Genomic DNA, 13,718 nt, shown 5'->3' on the forward strand with positions numbered 1-13,718 from the left:
GTTTGATCAAACAATCGATGAAGTTCAGCCACAGGTCTATCATTATAACTTCCCAAAATAATTACTTTGGTTTCTATTGCCGCAAAAAACTCTACATCCATGTCTGTGAGCATGGTGGATTCGGTGGTAATGGCATCGCCTCTTTCTAAATCAATTTTTACAATTTTAATTTTCCGACTATCGGTCTCCTGTAAAAGACAAAATAGATAATCTTCGGCCTTAAAATACTTAACTAATTGAAAAGTTACGCCCGGATCTATGGTATTTGTCCATTGACTTTTCAAATCTTTATCATATTTGACAAAATTCAATCTACCTTTTTTACCAAAAACTGAAACCTGAAAATTCATTAACAAAACACCATTGGTATCTAAAGAAACCACGCTGAAGTCATCCTCTAGATTATTATCCAAAGGAATCTCAACATCCACTGATTCAACCAATTGGCCGATTGAATGATGCGAAAATGTAATAAAAACCAAAAATAAAGCGAAAAATATTTTCATCGTTTTCCTAGTTCTATCACTTCTAAATTCGTGATTTTAGATTGTTCTATTTGCATTCTAATCAATGTTCTTATCTGATGAAAACCATGCTTGCCTGCTGCCCCAGGGTTTAAATATACCATGCCGTTGTTGGCTGGATCTTTAATTACTCTCAAAATATGGGAATGGCCACAAATAAACAAGTTTGGTTGATGAAATTTAATGATTTTTTTTATTCTAGCCGAATATTTACCAGGCAAGCTACCAATATGCGTCATAAAAACTTTAAGGCCTTCAATTTCAAAAATTAAATCTTCGGGGATTTCGTGTCTGAGTTCTTGGGTTTCAATGTTGCCAAATACAGCTTTAACTGGTTTAAAAGAAGTCAATTGATCTAATACCGATCTATCACCAATATCTCCCATATGCCATATCTCGTCACAGTTCTTGAAATGCTCAAATACGGCAGTATCTAAGTAGGAATGCGTGTCAGAAATGAGGCCAATGAGAGCCATTTTAGTATTTCACTTTTATACCGTGGTAGGCCTCTTGCTCTTCATAATCTTTTCTCATGGGATATCCGTGCCAATCGGCAGGAAGAAGAATTCTACGTAAATCAGGATGATTATTGAATTTAACTCCAAAGAAATCATAGACTTCTCTTTCGTGCCAATTGGCTGTCTTCCAGACGCCTGAGACTGAATCAACAAGACCTTCGGCGTCTAAGTCCCTATCTATTTGCACTTTAAGAACGACAGATTTTTCGAAGGGAATTGAACTCAAATGATAAATCAAGTCAATTTTACCCGACTCAACTCCATTGTCAATGGCCGTAATACAGTTTAAAAAATCAAAATAGAATAAAGGACTAGCATGTAGAAATTCACAAACAGGCAATAAATTTTCGGCCGACAGCAGTATAAAAGGCTGCTGAACATTCTCAATAAACTTGTTGTCTATTTTCAATTCAGAATTGATTTTCAAAGACACTTCACCACTTATTGAAAAATCCATTTTGTTAATTTTTTTGAGCCAAAAGAAACATAACCGCCATTCTAACTGCCACTCCGTTCTCCACCTGATCCAATATAATGGAATGATTTGAATCCGCAGCATCTGAGCTCAGTTCTACTCCCCTATTTATTGGTCCTGGATGCATTAGGACAATTTCTCTATTTAACTCGTCTAGGATATTTTTGTTTATCCCAAAATACAGAGAATATTCTCTTAAAGATGGAAAATATTTCAGTTGCTGTCTTTCCAATTGAATTCTCAACACATTGGCCACATCGCACCAAGCCAAGGCTTCACGAACATTTTCAAAAACTTGAACGCCTAGAGAAGTCAAATATTTAGGTATTAAAGTCTTTGGACCGCATACTCTAACATCTGCACCCATCTTTTGTAAACAAAATATATTAGAAAGGGCTACTCTTGAATGAAGAATATCTCCGATAATTGCAATTTTTTTCCCACTCAAATCACCGATTTTTTCTTGCATCGAGAAAGCATCCAATAGTGCCTGAGTAGGATGCTCATGGGTACCATCACCTGCATTTACAATATTGGCTTTTATTTTATTTGAAAGAAAATGTGGAGCACCTGGACTGCTATGCCTCATAACCACCATATCCACTTTCATAGCCAATATGTTGTTAACAGTATCCAGTAAGGTCTCCCCTTTTTTCACAGAACTACCTGCTGAAGTAAAATTTATGGTATCTGCTGAAAGCCTTTTTTCTGCTAATTCGAAGGATAATCTAGTACGGGTAGAGTTTTCAAAAAAGAGATTGGCTATTGTTATGTCTCTGAGAGAAGGAACTTTTTTGATCGGCCTATTGATGACTTCTTTAAATTCTTTCGCCGTTTCAAGTATTAAATTAATATCGTTTTCTGTGATATTTTTTATTCCTAATAAATGTCGCGTACTTAGAGAATCCATCTATGATTAATAATTTTACAAAAGTAACAATTATTAAATATTTAGGAGAAAAAACACTCATTAAAATCAATAATTCTTCAAATCTAGCATTTTGGCGAATACCAAAGATTTAGCTCCAAAAATTTTGGCTTTCTCACCCATAGGCGAAATGAGCACTTTGAGATTTTTCTTAAAGTCTGTTAAACAGTACTTATTTATAGCCTGATTTAGTGTAGAAACGATAAGTTCACCTGCTTTGGTCATGATACCGTCGATTATTATAACCTCCGGATTAAACATATGAATGGCAATAGATAAGCCTTTACCCAATTCCCGGCCAATGTCAAAAATCAAGTCAATACAAAACTCATCACCTCTTAATGCCGCTTCTATGACATCTTCAAGGGATATTTCACCTTTTTTCAAGGAAAGCGTAGAAGTTTTTCCTTCTGCCAATCCTTGTTTGGCTTTATTTATCAATGCTAAAGCAGAAGCAACTGTTTCTAGGCAACCTTTTTTTCCACAATGACACAATGCACCGTCAGGTTTGATTTGTATATGACCCAATTCTCCAGCAAATCCATCAGCCCCTCGTATTATTTGCCCATTACACATAATGCCGAGTCCAATACCCCAATCTAGATTAATCAACAATACATTTTCCTTATTTTTAGCCAATCCAAAATGATGCTCTCCCAACATCGAGGCTTGTGTATCATGCGTAATAAAGGTAGGAATATTCAAATAATCTTCTAAAACAGCATCAAGAGACAGGTTATTTTGGTTGTGGTGGGGATAGGTATAATTAAGTCCTTTTTCAATACTCAATAAACCTGGTGAAGATATTCCCACAGCCCAAACTTCACTTTTACCGATAAAAATTTCTGTTTCTAATTTTAATTTCTCCACAATATCAACAGCATTGATGTCTGTAGGGGATGAGCTTTGTCTTAGAATTTCGTTTCTAAGATTCAATAAATAAAAATTTGTTTCATAAATATTGATGTCAACAATTACACAAAGATTTTTATTCGGATTTAAATCGAACAAGCTAGGCCTGCGTCCAGATTTAGTTTTTGAAGCTCCTACTTCAAGAATCCACTCTTCTTTAATCAATTCATTGATGTATACAGTAATAGAAGGTACACTCGTATGAAGTTTCTTGGCCAATTGGGCTATGGTAATTGCACCTGAAGCATAGATTTCACGAAGAATCTCAACGATGTATTGATTTTTCTTTATTTCTACAACAGAAGAGAACGGTTCAGCTAATGGCTCCATAATTTACACTTAAGCGGCTAATTAAATATTAATAGTAAACTTATTAAAAATCTTCAATAACTTTCAAAAAATGAATGCCTTTTGAAGTATTTATCCTTGAAGCCTGTTTTTCTACCTTTGGGTTTAGACCAGCTGAAAATTTGTAAAAATCAATACCAGCACTAGGTTTTCCAAAATCTAAATACTGAAAAAAACTAATGGCAAAATTCTTCCCTGTTTTGTCAAAACTCAAACCAGAAGGCAATATGCCGTTTAATAGTAAATTATTTTTATTCGTTAAAGTACCATCTGGAGACAGATCTAGAACCGACAACGAGGACTTACCAGTGGTTCTTTCATTAATCGGATACTCGAATGACTTTTTAGCGTTGGTTACCAATACACTATTCCCTTCAGGATTAATAGTCATTGCTGTGGGGTTTTCTTCAACAAAAGCTTTGGAAATGAGTGAATGGCTCCCTTGATCCTCTAAATTAAACTTAATCACAAATACTTGACCATTTGCGGCCTCAGGACTTATTGGATTATGCGTATCTAACACCAAAAAATACTTACCATTGTTGGTAAAAAGACCAGTTTTGGGTAATCCATCCAATTTTATAGTACTACCAGATTGTTCCAGTCTGATAATCTTTTGAGAAGGTCCGTCTTTGATAATTTTCACAAGACCAATTTCTTTGGTATCCTGTTTTATATAGACCAAATAATCCTCTTTTGGGTGCCAAATAACATCCGATACAGCTCCATTTGCCATTTGAGAAGGCTTTGCAATTACTCTGATAGGTTTTCCGAATTCATTCAATTCAAATATCTGCAATTCTTGATTATAACCTTCAGCAGCTACGGCCAAATACTCATTGTTTTTACTAAGAGCAATGGCTTTGGGATTTAATGCAACGGGGAATCTGTAATCGGGTTTGAGATTTCTTAGATTGGAAATATCTATTACACTAACATAACCACCATCTGGTAAGCCTGCAAAAGAGGCTGCCTTCTCATCTTTTTTTAGTGGCCCTTTTGATTCAAGAACATAACACAGTCGATTATCTGACTTGAGAGCAATCGACTTAAAATTGTCCATTACCGAGTTTGAAACAATTTGCTCTGAGTTATTATATGAATCCTCATATTGGAGTGGAAACATAAAAGACCCCATTTTGTCTAGTCCAGCTTTATCAATTTTTTTTGTAGTGTAGCTGAATGAACCAAAATCAGAATCCTGAAGATAAATAAGACCTTTAGCGTCAAAATTGATCGTTTGGGCAGAAACTGAACAACAGGAAATCAATATAAATAAAAAATTCTTCAAAATCTTTAAATTAAAACTTATCAAAATTAACAAGCGTCATATACTTTCACCCTATCCCAGAGCGAGGAACATTTTGCGATAAAAGCGTGATGGTCAGGATGGTCTTGGTATATATCTTGATTGGCAGCGGTATCAAAAACGAAAGTAATACTAAAATCATAAGTGTTATCAATAACCTCGCGGTCTGTTGGTGCAGCCTGTCCTACGTAAGCATCGCCAATTTCAGCGATTTTTGATAATTCTAATAAACCCTCATGTAACTGCTTTCTGTGGGCTTCGTTTTCTTTTTCTTTTAGCCAAAAAAATACAGTATGAACAAATCCTGTTTTTAAATTTCCCATGGTTAATTTTTATAAGTATTAAATAAATCTAATGTTCCTAAAAGAAAAAACTGTATTGACGAACCGTGTGTACCTCCCCCTACTTTCTCCAACGTCACCTGACTTGAACCTTTCGCCGTCATACCCTTTTGAGCTGATTCAGAGTTAAAAAACGGCACAAAAGTGTCAGCATCTCCATGATATAACCTAGTCGGAACTTTTGATTTCCATTCCGTTATATCATTATCTTTGATGGCTTCGAGCCATTTAGTTTCGGTTTTGTTTTTAAGTCCAGCCACAAAGGTCGGGTTTAAAATTTCATTAAAACTTTTAGAAATGGTCACGTTTTGCTTGTTGATTTTGATATCAGAAGCATAGGGCTCTGCAAAATAATCTGTAACGGGCCTATTGAACCCATAAAGTCTATCATATGTCAACAAAACCCAAATATAAGAACGATTATTCGTAGATTCTCCACTTGTTTTAGAATTTATAAACGACTCCAAAGTTTTGGTTTTATCATAGGCTCCTGCACCGCAGCTAGAAGCTTTCAAAGTGAATTGAGAACTATATTTTTCTTCAATCAATTTTTGAGTAGCCAATGTGGCATAACCACCTTCTGAATAGCCAGCCATCAAGAGATTGTTGTTCCAATTTATACCTTCTTTTTTGATAAATTCTTTTACTGCCAAAAGAAAATCTACATTCGCCTGGGCCAACCCTGTTTTGTGTTCGTAAGGGTGCGGATAATTCTGGGAATCACCATAACCTAGGTAATCAGGCATGGCGATAATCAAACCTGTAGAAGCAAAAAACTGACCTAATGCACTCTCTGACTGCTGATTAAAGTAAGAGGGAGCTTGGCTATTATCAGAAATTGTCCCATGCTGAACGCTTCCTAGAGCCAAAGGCTCTGTTAAGTCTGTAGGTATAATAATTGCTCCAGAGGCTGTAATTTGAGTGCCCTCAGGAGTTTTGGTCAAATAGGAAATTTTATGAAGACTAATTCCTGACCTCACTAAAAAGGACACTTGAGCACTTTGTGCACCAAAAACCGAAGAAAGTGTGGTTAAGAATTCTGCTTTCGAATATTTTTTTACTTCTGAGGAAGAAACCAAATAATTATCATACTCAAGAACATCGTCTTTTTCGCAAGAAACAAAAAACACCAAAACAAAAAATAGCCACTTCAAATCAAATTTCATTTCCAATCTCATTTTTATTAATATTTTTAATTCTTCAACGCTCTATACAAACGTGGATTGTATTTAGTTTCTCAATTTGTCCAATAAGCTATTCAATTCCTCAAATTCAGCGTCATTCAGCTTATTCATGTCTTTTTCAATACCATTGATTGATTTGGTTACTTCTTCTAAAAAGCTTTTACCTTTTGGTGTTATTTTCACATCACATGCTCTGCGATTTCCTACTTTTTGATCACGACTTACATATCCTTTGGCAAAAAGTTTATCTACAAGTCTTGATGCATTGGACATTTTATCGAGCATTCTGTCAATAATCTCATTTATGGTAATCGGCTGGTCTTTTTGACCATTCAGAATCCGCAAAACATTGTATTGCTGAATGCTTATATCAAACTTCTTAAGATATTTATTTTGCTTAAAATGAATCCAATTATTCGTAAACATGATATTGACCAATGTTTTCTCGTAATTGCTTTTAAAAGGCTTGGTTTGTTTTATTTCCTGTTCTAAACTCATACTTTTGCATTTTGACAAAGGCTAAATAAATGTATTTACATATATTACAAATGTAAAATATTTTTTCAAGCCAAGAAAATATATTCGATGAAACTTACTAAAAAGCTGATATTAGGGTCAAATTCGCCAAGGAGGAAGGAAATACTTAGCTCAGCAGGCTTTGATTTTGAAGTGATTGTAAGGCCAACTTCAGAGGAATTTGACCCGATTACCCACTTTGAAAAAGTGCCTGAATTATTGGCGAGAAAGAAAGCTGAATGTTTTGAAGATTTTGATGAAAACTATCTAATTTTAACGGCTGATACAGTGGTAGTTTTAGAAAACAGAATCATCAATAAGCCTCAAAACGAAAATGAAGCTTTTGAAATGCTATCAAGTTTAAGTGGCAAAAAGCATGAAGTTGTGTCTGGTGTTTGTATAAAAAACGGGATTGACTATCAAAGCTTTATTGATATCACAAGTGTAACTTTTGAGGAACTTACCGAAGCCGAAATTTGGTTTTACATAAAAAACTTTCATCCTTTAGACAAAGCGGGGGCTTATGGTGTCCAAGATTTTATAGGGATGATTGGAATTCCTAAAATTGAAGGTTCATTTTATACAGTAATGGGATTACCTATACACCTCATTTACAAAGCTTTACAGCCTTACATTATTTTTGAATGAAAGACGACATTACGATATTTTTGAACGAACAAGACGACAAAGTTTATGTTCGTGTGCCTGATGACAAAGAGACACATTTTGAACTTCAAAATCTCTCAGGCCGCATTTTGCAAGAGGCTACCCATGACAAAAGCCTTCATGATTTTGATTTAACTGGACTTGACGATGGAATTTATTTTGTCCTAGTAAATCAAGGAAGTTTAATAAGGTCTAAAAAAATAGTTAAAGGCTATCACCCATAAGAAAATGAAAACAATAATAATAGACATGGACGATGTTCTTGCGGATGCAAGTGCAAGGATATTAGAAATCTTTAATGAATTAAACGAAACTTCTGTCGACAAAAATTTCTTTAACGAAAGAGACTTCTACGAATTCATAAACTCAAATGGACATAAACCTTACAGACCACAGCTTTTTGAGCCTGGATTTTTTGGTAATTTAAAAGTGATGCCCGATGCCCAGGAAGTGGTAAAGGAATTATCAGAAAAACACAAAGTTTACGTAGTTTCAGCAGCCACAGAATTCCCAAATTCTCTCAGAGAAAAATATGATTGGATGGCTGAACATTTCCCATTCATTTCATGGAAAAATTTCATGCTTTGTGGAGATAAATCCATAGTAAAAGGTGACGTAATGATAGATGACCACGAGAAAAACCTCAAGACCTTCCAAGGTGAAACTTTGCTCTTTGACGCCATGCACAACAAACTATTGACTGGCTACCACAGAGTATACAATTGGCAGGAAATTCATAAATACTTTTTCAACTGAGAAGATTATGTTAGTTAGAATTGCTTTTTTCATCTTACTGGCGATCGAGATTTACTTTAGTACCTCGCATCAAAATTCATTGGTTAAAATCACCAAACCACTATTGATGCCCATGCTGATGCTGATGGCATATCAGCTAAATATCAAAGAGAAATACTTATACATTGCCTTGTTTTTTAGTCTTTTAGGTGATGTATTTTTAATGTTTGGCGGAGAACTTTATTTTATGCTTGGCTTGGGTGCTTTTTTAATGGCCCATGTTTTTTACATTCTTCTTTTCAAAGGCCAATTCAAATTTAACCTAATGAGCATATTTCCTTTTGTTGGTGCAACATTAAGTTATTTTATGTTTATAAAAAGCGGAATTGACCCGAATCTATTGATTCCTGTAAGTGTTTATTGTCTCGTTATTACATTGATGGGAATTTTCGCAGCTGGAAGAAAAACAAACAATTCATCATACAATTTGGTACTGATGGGTTCTGTACTTTTCATCATATCTGATTCATTAATAGCCTATAACAAATTCTACGCTCCACTGCCCGCTAGTTCTTTTTGGGTAATGAGCACTTATGGTTTAGCACAATTTTTAATAGTTTTGGGCTGGTCAAAAAAGTAGAATTAAACAATATTGGCTTTTATTAATTTGATGGCTATAGCCAACAGAATTAGCCCAAAAACTTTTTGTAGCACTTCCACTGTTCCAGGTTCCATTTTTCTCTCTAACCAGGCGGAAGATTTTAAGACAATGAATATCAAAACGAGATTTACCAAAATCCCCACAACGATATTAACATCTTGATAGGCAGCCTTTAAAGAAATAAGTGAGGTCATTGTACCGGCTCCGGCAATAATAGGAAAGGCAAGCGGCACTATCGAACTACCCTTGCCTTCATTCGTGGTATTGTGTTTAAAAATCTCCCTTCCTAGTATCATTTCGAAGCCAATAATCAATAAAATCAATGCTCCTGCCATTGCAAAAGACTTCACATCAACACCAAATAATTGAAGGATTTTGGTACCCAAAAACAAATAGCCAAACATTAAACTTCCAGAGATAATTGTAATCCTCTCAGCATGAATATGCCCCAGCTTTTTCCTCAAATTCAAAATAATGGGAATGGAACCCAAAATATCAATAATCGAAAAAAGTATGAGTGAGACGGATAGTATTTCTTTGAAATCGAAATTCATGGTTTATTTTTTTTCGAAATTAAACATAATTCTCCAAAAGCCTAAAAAGCTCTTCAAAATCTTCATCTGGAATGGCCGGAAAGTTGGCAATTCGGAGTGTATTATTTTTCCATTCACCGTAACCTTTACCGATGATTACCTCATTTTCTTTAAAAAACTTGATAGCTATTTCCATATCTCTTGGCACTATGGCCACTACAGTTTTGGACCTAGTATCAGGGTTTTCTACAAGCAAATCAAAATACTCACTATTTTCAAAAAAATCAATAATCCTATCGGATCGTTTGTATAATTTTTCAGAAACATAATTGATATTGGGTAATGTTTCCAAAAGTCGCTTAAACAGATAAATACCCAGAATATTTGGCGTATAATGTGTTTGAAATTTTTTAAAATTTTCCTCTATAAAAATCAGGCTATTGTAATGATTTCGTTCATTAATTTCAATGGCCCGTTCCAAAGCCAATGGAGAAACGACCATTATCCCTAATCCGGAAGGCATTCCAAAGCACTTTTGGCTAGACGAAAACCAAACATCTGCATCAGCAACATCATAATTCTCTCCACCTAAAGATGAAGTAGCATCTACTACCAAAAGGGCTTTTGGTGATTTTTCTTTCAGTTTCTTTATGGATTCAAACGAGGTATGTGTGCCATTTGAGGTTTCGCTTGAAACCCAACAAACCACATCATTTTCATGATCAATTTCAACTTCCTCAACTTTCTGGTTTATAAAAAAACGGGTACCTCGAATGGTCGGCAGTTCATAATTAGTCGTTGCATTTATCTGGGGATTAGTAACCGTATATTTAAACCATTTTTTACCAAACGCTCCGTTATACAAAAACTGCACTTTACCCCTAATTAATGACTGTGCACATATCTCCCAACATTCCGTAGCTGAAGAAGTAAAGTAAACTTTGTAATTCTCGGGTATATTTAGATGTTTCTTTAACAAACTAATGGTTTCCTGCAACAAATCCATAAAAGGTTGACTTCTATGATTTTGCTCCAAAATACCGGATTCAAAGGCTTCTTTAGAAAAGTCTTTTAATCTGTCATAAACCTTGGATGGCCCTGGATAGAAATTAATCATAAATAATCAATACTGACTTAATGGAATCCTAATTCTTGGTTTTTCGGCAATAGCCTCAGGCTTAAACATTTGAAACCAATTGATGGTCTCGTCCAGTGCGGGCAAGTTGATAGAATATATTACAAATTGTCCTTTTTTCTTTGAATTCACTAAGTCTGCCTGCCTCAACAAGTCCAAATGATGTGAAATACTGGGTTTTGACATATTAAATCTATCTGAAATTTCGCCTGCCGTGGCATCCCCCAATCGAAGAATTTCCAAAATTTCCCTTCGAGAAGCATCATTTAAAGCCCTGAAAATATTATTCATAATAAATTAACTATTTAATTGTACAAATAACTAATTAAAGATTTAGAAAACAAACAAAACCTCGTTTTTTTTAGGTTTTTTGTCAGAATTCCAAATGGATATTTCGGTAAGGGCATAATAATTGGTATATTTGCCACATATATAACGTAAGTGGCTTCAAGCCTTTTTCTGACAAAATTCTTTGATATGAAAGTCCTCAAATTTGGTGGCACCTCTGTTGGTACAGTAGATAGTATAAATCAAGTAATCCGTATAATCTCTGAAAATAAACAACCAATTGCTGTAGTTTATTCTGCAATGGGTGGCGTTACGAATAAATTAATAGAAATTGGCACCTTAGCATCAAAAGGAGATTTAAAGTATTTAGATGTTCTTCAAAGTATCGAAGAAAGACACTTTTCTGCCATCCGAGCTTTGGTTGACGTAAAATCTCAAAGCTCTATTATTGCTAAAATCAAAGGTAATTTTAATGAAATAGAAGACCTTTTGAAAGGAATCACCTTTATCAGAGAATTGAGCATTAGAACCATGGACCTTTTGCTTAGCTTTGGAGAAAGACTTTCAACCCAAATTATCACTTTTGTGTTAAACGAAAAAGGCATAAATGCCAAATACATAGATGCCCGAGATATCATAAAAACCAATAGCAACTTTGGTTTTGCAGAAGTTGATTTTGAAAAAACCAATGCCTTAATTAATAGCTCCCTAGCTGAAAAAAACCAAGTTTATTGCATAACTGGATTCATAGCATCTAATAAAGACAACATAACAACTACCTTAGGTAGAGGCGGCTCCGATTACACTGCTTCTATAATTGGTGCTGCTTTGGGCTCTGAAGTTATAGAAATCTGGACGGACGTGAACGGCATGATGACCGCAGACCCCAGAAAAGTAAAAAACGCTTTTACAATTCCTGATATATCATATTCAGAGGCCATGGAGCTTTCGCACTTTGGTGCCAAAGTAATTTATCCACCGAGTTTAGTTCCTGCTTTTATAAAAAACATACCTATAAAAGTCCTGAATACTTTTGAAAGTTCGCATTCAGGAACAACCATTTCTAAAGAAATAAATCAAAAAGGATATTCTATAACAGGTATTTCTTCCATTGACGAGATTTCACTCGTAAACCTCCAAGGAAACGGCATGATAGGTGTCGCTGGAGTTTCGGCCAAATTATTTGGTCTTTTAGCAGATAATAAAATCTCTGTAATTCTTATTTCGCAAGCATCATCTGAGCATTCAATATGTTTTGCAGTGGATCCGAAATCGGCTGAAAACGTAAGAGAAATACTGGAAGATGGTTTTAAAGCTGAAATACTGAATGGCGATATTGAAAACATAAGCATTCAGAACAATCTCTCAATTATAGCAGTCGTGGGCGAAGGCATGAAGTCAAGCTCTGGTACTTCTGGAAAGCTTTTCTCTGTTTTGGGTAAAAACGGTATTAATGTTATAGCCACTGCCCAAGGTTCTTCAGAGTTGAATATCTCTGTGGTTATCAAGAAAAAAGACATTTCAAAGGCTCTGAATGCCATTCATGAAACATTTTTCGAAATTGATGGATTTACGCTCAATCTTTATTTGGTTGGTCCAAGTGGACAAATCGGCAAAACACTTTTAAAACAAATAGCTCAACAATCTGGCTATTTAAAGAAAGAAAAAAACCTGAATATCAAAATAACAGGTTTGGCTAATACTAAAAAAATGCTGTTAGATTCTAATGGAATTGCTTTAGAAAATTGGAAGGAAAACCTGGAAACAGCTGGTGAAAAAATTAATCTGAGCGAATTCATCACTGATATTCAGACGCTGAATTTAGCGAATAGTATTTTTGTAGACTGCTCGGCTGACAAGGATATAGTTCAATATTATTATCCGCTATTAGACAGCAACATATCCATTGTTACACCCAACAAAGTGGCCAATTCTGGTACTTATGAAGAATATTTGGCTCTTAGAAACATTGCTAAAAAACGCAATGTGAAGTTTCTTTACGAAACCAATGTGGGAGCTGGATTACCACTTATAAACACACTGCAAGGTTTGATAAATAGTGGAGATAGAATTCATAAAATTGAGGCTGTTTTGAGCGGAACGCTTTCTTTTATTTTCAATACTTTTGCAGCAGGATTAAAGTTTGTTGATGTAGTGAAAGAGGCAAAAGCCAAAGGATTCACCGAACCAGACCCAAGAGACGACCTCAGCGGAACAGATGTGGCGAGAAAAATATTGATTTTGGCCAGAGAATGTGGTATAAAATTAGAATTTAATGAAGTTGAAAATATCCCACTTTTAAGTGCAGATGCCATGGCTGCAAAATCAGTTGATGATTTTTATGCAGTTTTGGAAAATGAAAACAGTCAGTATGAAAACCTTTTAAACGAAGCTCTCGAAAAAGGAAAAGTTTTGAGGTTTATAGCAAGTTTAGAAAACGGAAAAGCTAAATTGGGCTTAACTTCAGTTGGAAAATCTCCTCCTTTTTATAATTTGGCTGGTTCAGAAAACATCGTTTCCTTTACAACAGAAAGGTATTTCAATAACCCTTTAGTGATAAAAGGACCAGGAGCAGGTGCAGAAGTAACTGCCATGGGCGTATTTGCCGACATCATCAGTTTAAGTAGTTTTTTAGCGTAAACCCT

Annotated in this window: 17 protein-coding genes; 5 read left to right on the forward strand and 12 right to left on the reverse strand. The window is 35.0% G+C overall.

What is annotated here, in order from left to right; genetic code table 11:
- From EGI24_RS12995 to EGI24_RS13035, 9 genes are all read right to left on the reverse strand, one after another.
- The coding region (locus EGI24_RS12995; protein ID WP_255048854.1) for a hypothetical protein at positions 1–506 on the reverse strand (506 nt) is incomplete at its 3' end.
- Positions 503–1,000: a metallophosphoesterase gene (locus tag EGI24_RS13000; RefSeq protein WP_255048855.1), complete on the reverse strand. Its 498-nt coding sequence runs from the start codon at positions 998–1,000 to the stop codon at positions 503–505. The genes EGI24_RS12995 and EGI24_RS13000, both read right to left, overlap by 4 nt.
- 1 nt (position 1,001) lies before the next feature.
- Positions 1,002–1,499 carry an NADH-quinone oxidoreductase subunit C gene (locus EGI24_RS13005; protein ID WP_255048856.1) on the reverse strand — a complete coding sequence of 166 codons (498 nt, stop codon included), beginning with the start codon at positions 1,497–1,499 and terminating at the stop codon, positions 1,002–1,004.
- A gap of 4 nt (positions 1,500–1,503) precedes the next feature.
- Positions 1,504–2,427 carry an aspartate carbamoyltransferase catalytic subunit gene (locus EGI24_RS13010; protein WP_255048857.1) on the reverse strand — a complete coding sequence of 308 codons (924 nt, stop codon included), beginning with the start codon at positions 2,425–2,427 and terminating at the stop codon, positions 1,504–1,506.
- Positions 2,428–2,493: 66 nt separating this feature from the next.
- Positions 2,494–3,687, reverse strand: coding sequence for an ROK family transcriptional regulator (locus tag EGI24_RS13015; protein ID WP_255048858.1), 1,194 nt, complete (start codon positions 3,685–3,687; stop codon positions 2,494–2,496).
- Positions 3,688–3,730: 43 nt separating this feature from the next.
- The gene (locus tag EGI24_RS13020; RefSeq protein ID WP_255048859.1) at positions 3,731–4,996 is read right to left on the reverse strand and encodes a YncE family protein; all 1,266 of its coding nucleotides are present in this window, start codon (positions 4,994–4,996) and stop codon (positions 3,731–3,733) included.
- Between the two features lie 26 nt (positions 4,997–5,022).
- The gene (locus tag EGI24_RS13025) at positions 5,023–5,337 is read right to left on the reverse strand and encodes a Dabb family protein (RefSeq protein WP_255048860.1); all 315 of its coding nucleotides are present in this window, start codon (positions 5,335–5,337) and stop codon (positions 5,023–5,025) included.
- 2 nt (positions 5,338–5,339) lie between these two features.
- Positions 5,340–6,521 carry a lipase family protein gene (locus EGI24_RS13030; RefSeq protein WP_255048861.1) on the reverse strand — a complete coding sequence of 394 codons (1,182 nt, stop codon included), beginning with the start codon at positions 6,519–6,521 and terminating at the stop codon, positions 5,340–5,342.
- A 63-nt stretch (positions 6,522–6,584) separates the two neighbouring features.
- On the reverse strand, positions 6,585–7,037 hold the full coding sequence (locus EGI24_RS13035; RefSeq protein ID WP_255048862.1) for a MarR family winged helix-turn-helix transcriptional regulator: 453 nt from the start codon (positions 7,035–7,037) through the stop codon (positions 6,585–6,587).
- 87 nt (positions 7,038–7,124) lie between these two features.
- Here EGI24_RS13035 and EGI24_RS13040 point away from each other — a divergent pair, with 87 nt between their 5' ends.
- From EGI24_RS13040 to EGI24_RS13055, 4 genes are read left to right on the forward strand one after another with little or no spacing between them, the layout of a single operon-like run.
- Positions 7,125–7,703 carry a nucleoside triphosphate pyrophosphatase gene (locus tag EGI24_RS13040; protein WP_255048864.1) on the forward strand — a complete coding sequence of 193 codons (579 nt, stop codon included), beginning with the start codon at positions 7,125–7,127 and terminating at the stop codon, positions 7,701–7,703.
- Positions 7,700–7,945, forward strand: coding sequence for a T9SS type A sorting domain-containing protein (locus tag EGI24_RS13045; RefSeq protein WP_255048866.1), 246 nt, complete (start codon positions 7,700–7,702; stop codon positions 7,943–7,945). Before EGI24_RS13040 ends, EGI24_RS13045 begins: the two co-directional genes overlap by 4 nt.
- Positions 7,946–7,949: 4 nt before the next feature.
- Positions 7,950–8,477: a 5' nucleotidase, NT5C type gene (locus EGI24_RS13050; RefSeq protein ID WP_255048867.1), complete on the forward strand. Its 528-nt coding sequence runs from the start codon at positions 7,950–7,952 to the stop codon at positions 8,475–8,477.
- A gap of 7 nt (positions 8,478–8,484) precedes the next feature.
- Positions 8,485–9,096 (forward strand): lysoplasmalogenase, encoded by a 612-nt coding sequence (locus EGI24_RS13055; protein ID WP_255048868.1) that lies wholly within the window; start codon positions 8,485–8,487, stop codon positions 9,094–9,096.
- Positions 9,097–9,098: 2 nt separating this feature from the next.
- Here EGI24_RS13055 and EGI24_RS13060 read toward each other — a convergent pair whose 3' ends face one another.
- The 3 genes from EGI24_RS13060 to EGI24_RS13070 are packed head-to-tail and all read right to left on the reverse strand — an operon-like array spanning position 9,099 to position 11,076.
- Complete coding sequence (locus tag EGI24_RS13060) at positions 9,099–9,671, reverse strand: MarC family protein (RefSeq protein WP_255048869.1); 573 nt, start codon at positions 9,669–9,671, stop codon at positions 9,099–9,101.
- A gap of 19 nt (positions 9,672–9,690) precedes the next feature.
- A complete protein-coding gene (locus EGI24_RS13065; protein ID WP_255048870.1) occupies positions 9,691–10,767 on the reverse strand; it encodes an aminotransferase class V-fold PLP-dependent enzyme in 1,077 nt (358 codons plus the stop codon).
- A 6-nt stretch (positions 10,768–10,773) separates the two neighbouring features.
- Positions 10,774–11,076, reverse strand: a complete 303-nt coding sequence (locus EGI24_RS13070; protein ID WP_255048871.1) for an autorepressor SdpR family transcription factor — start codon at positions 11,074–11,076, stop codon at positions 10,774–10,776.
- Positions 11,077–11,262: 186 nt separating this feature from the next.
- Here EGI24_RS13070 and thrA point away from each other — a divergent pair, with 186 nt between their 5' ends.
- On the forward strand, positions 11,263–13,713 hold the full coding sequence (gene thrA, locus EGI24_RS13075) for a bifunctional aspartate kinase/homoserine dehydrogenase I (RefSeq protein ID WP_255048872.1): 2,451 nt from the start codon (positions 11,263–11,265) through the stop codon (positions 13,711–13,713).
- The last annotated feature ends 5 nt before the right edge of the window (positions 13,714–13,718 follow it).

The sequence above is a fragment of the Lacihabitans sp. CS3-21 genome, assembly GCF_024343675.1.
GTDB lineage: Bacteria > Bacteroidota > Bacteroidia > Cytophagales > Spirosomataceae > Leadbetterella.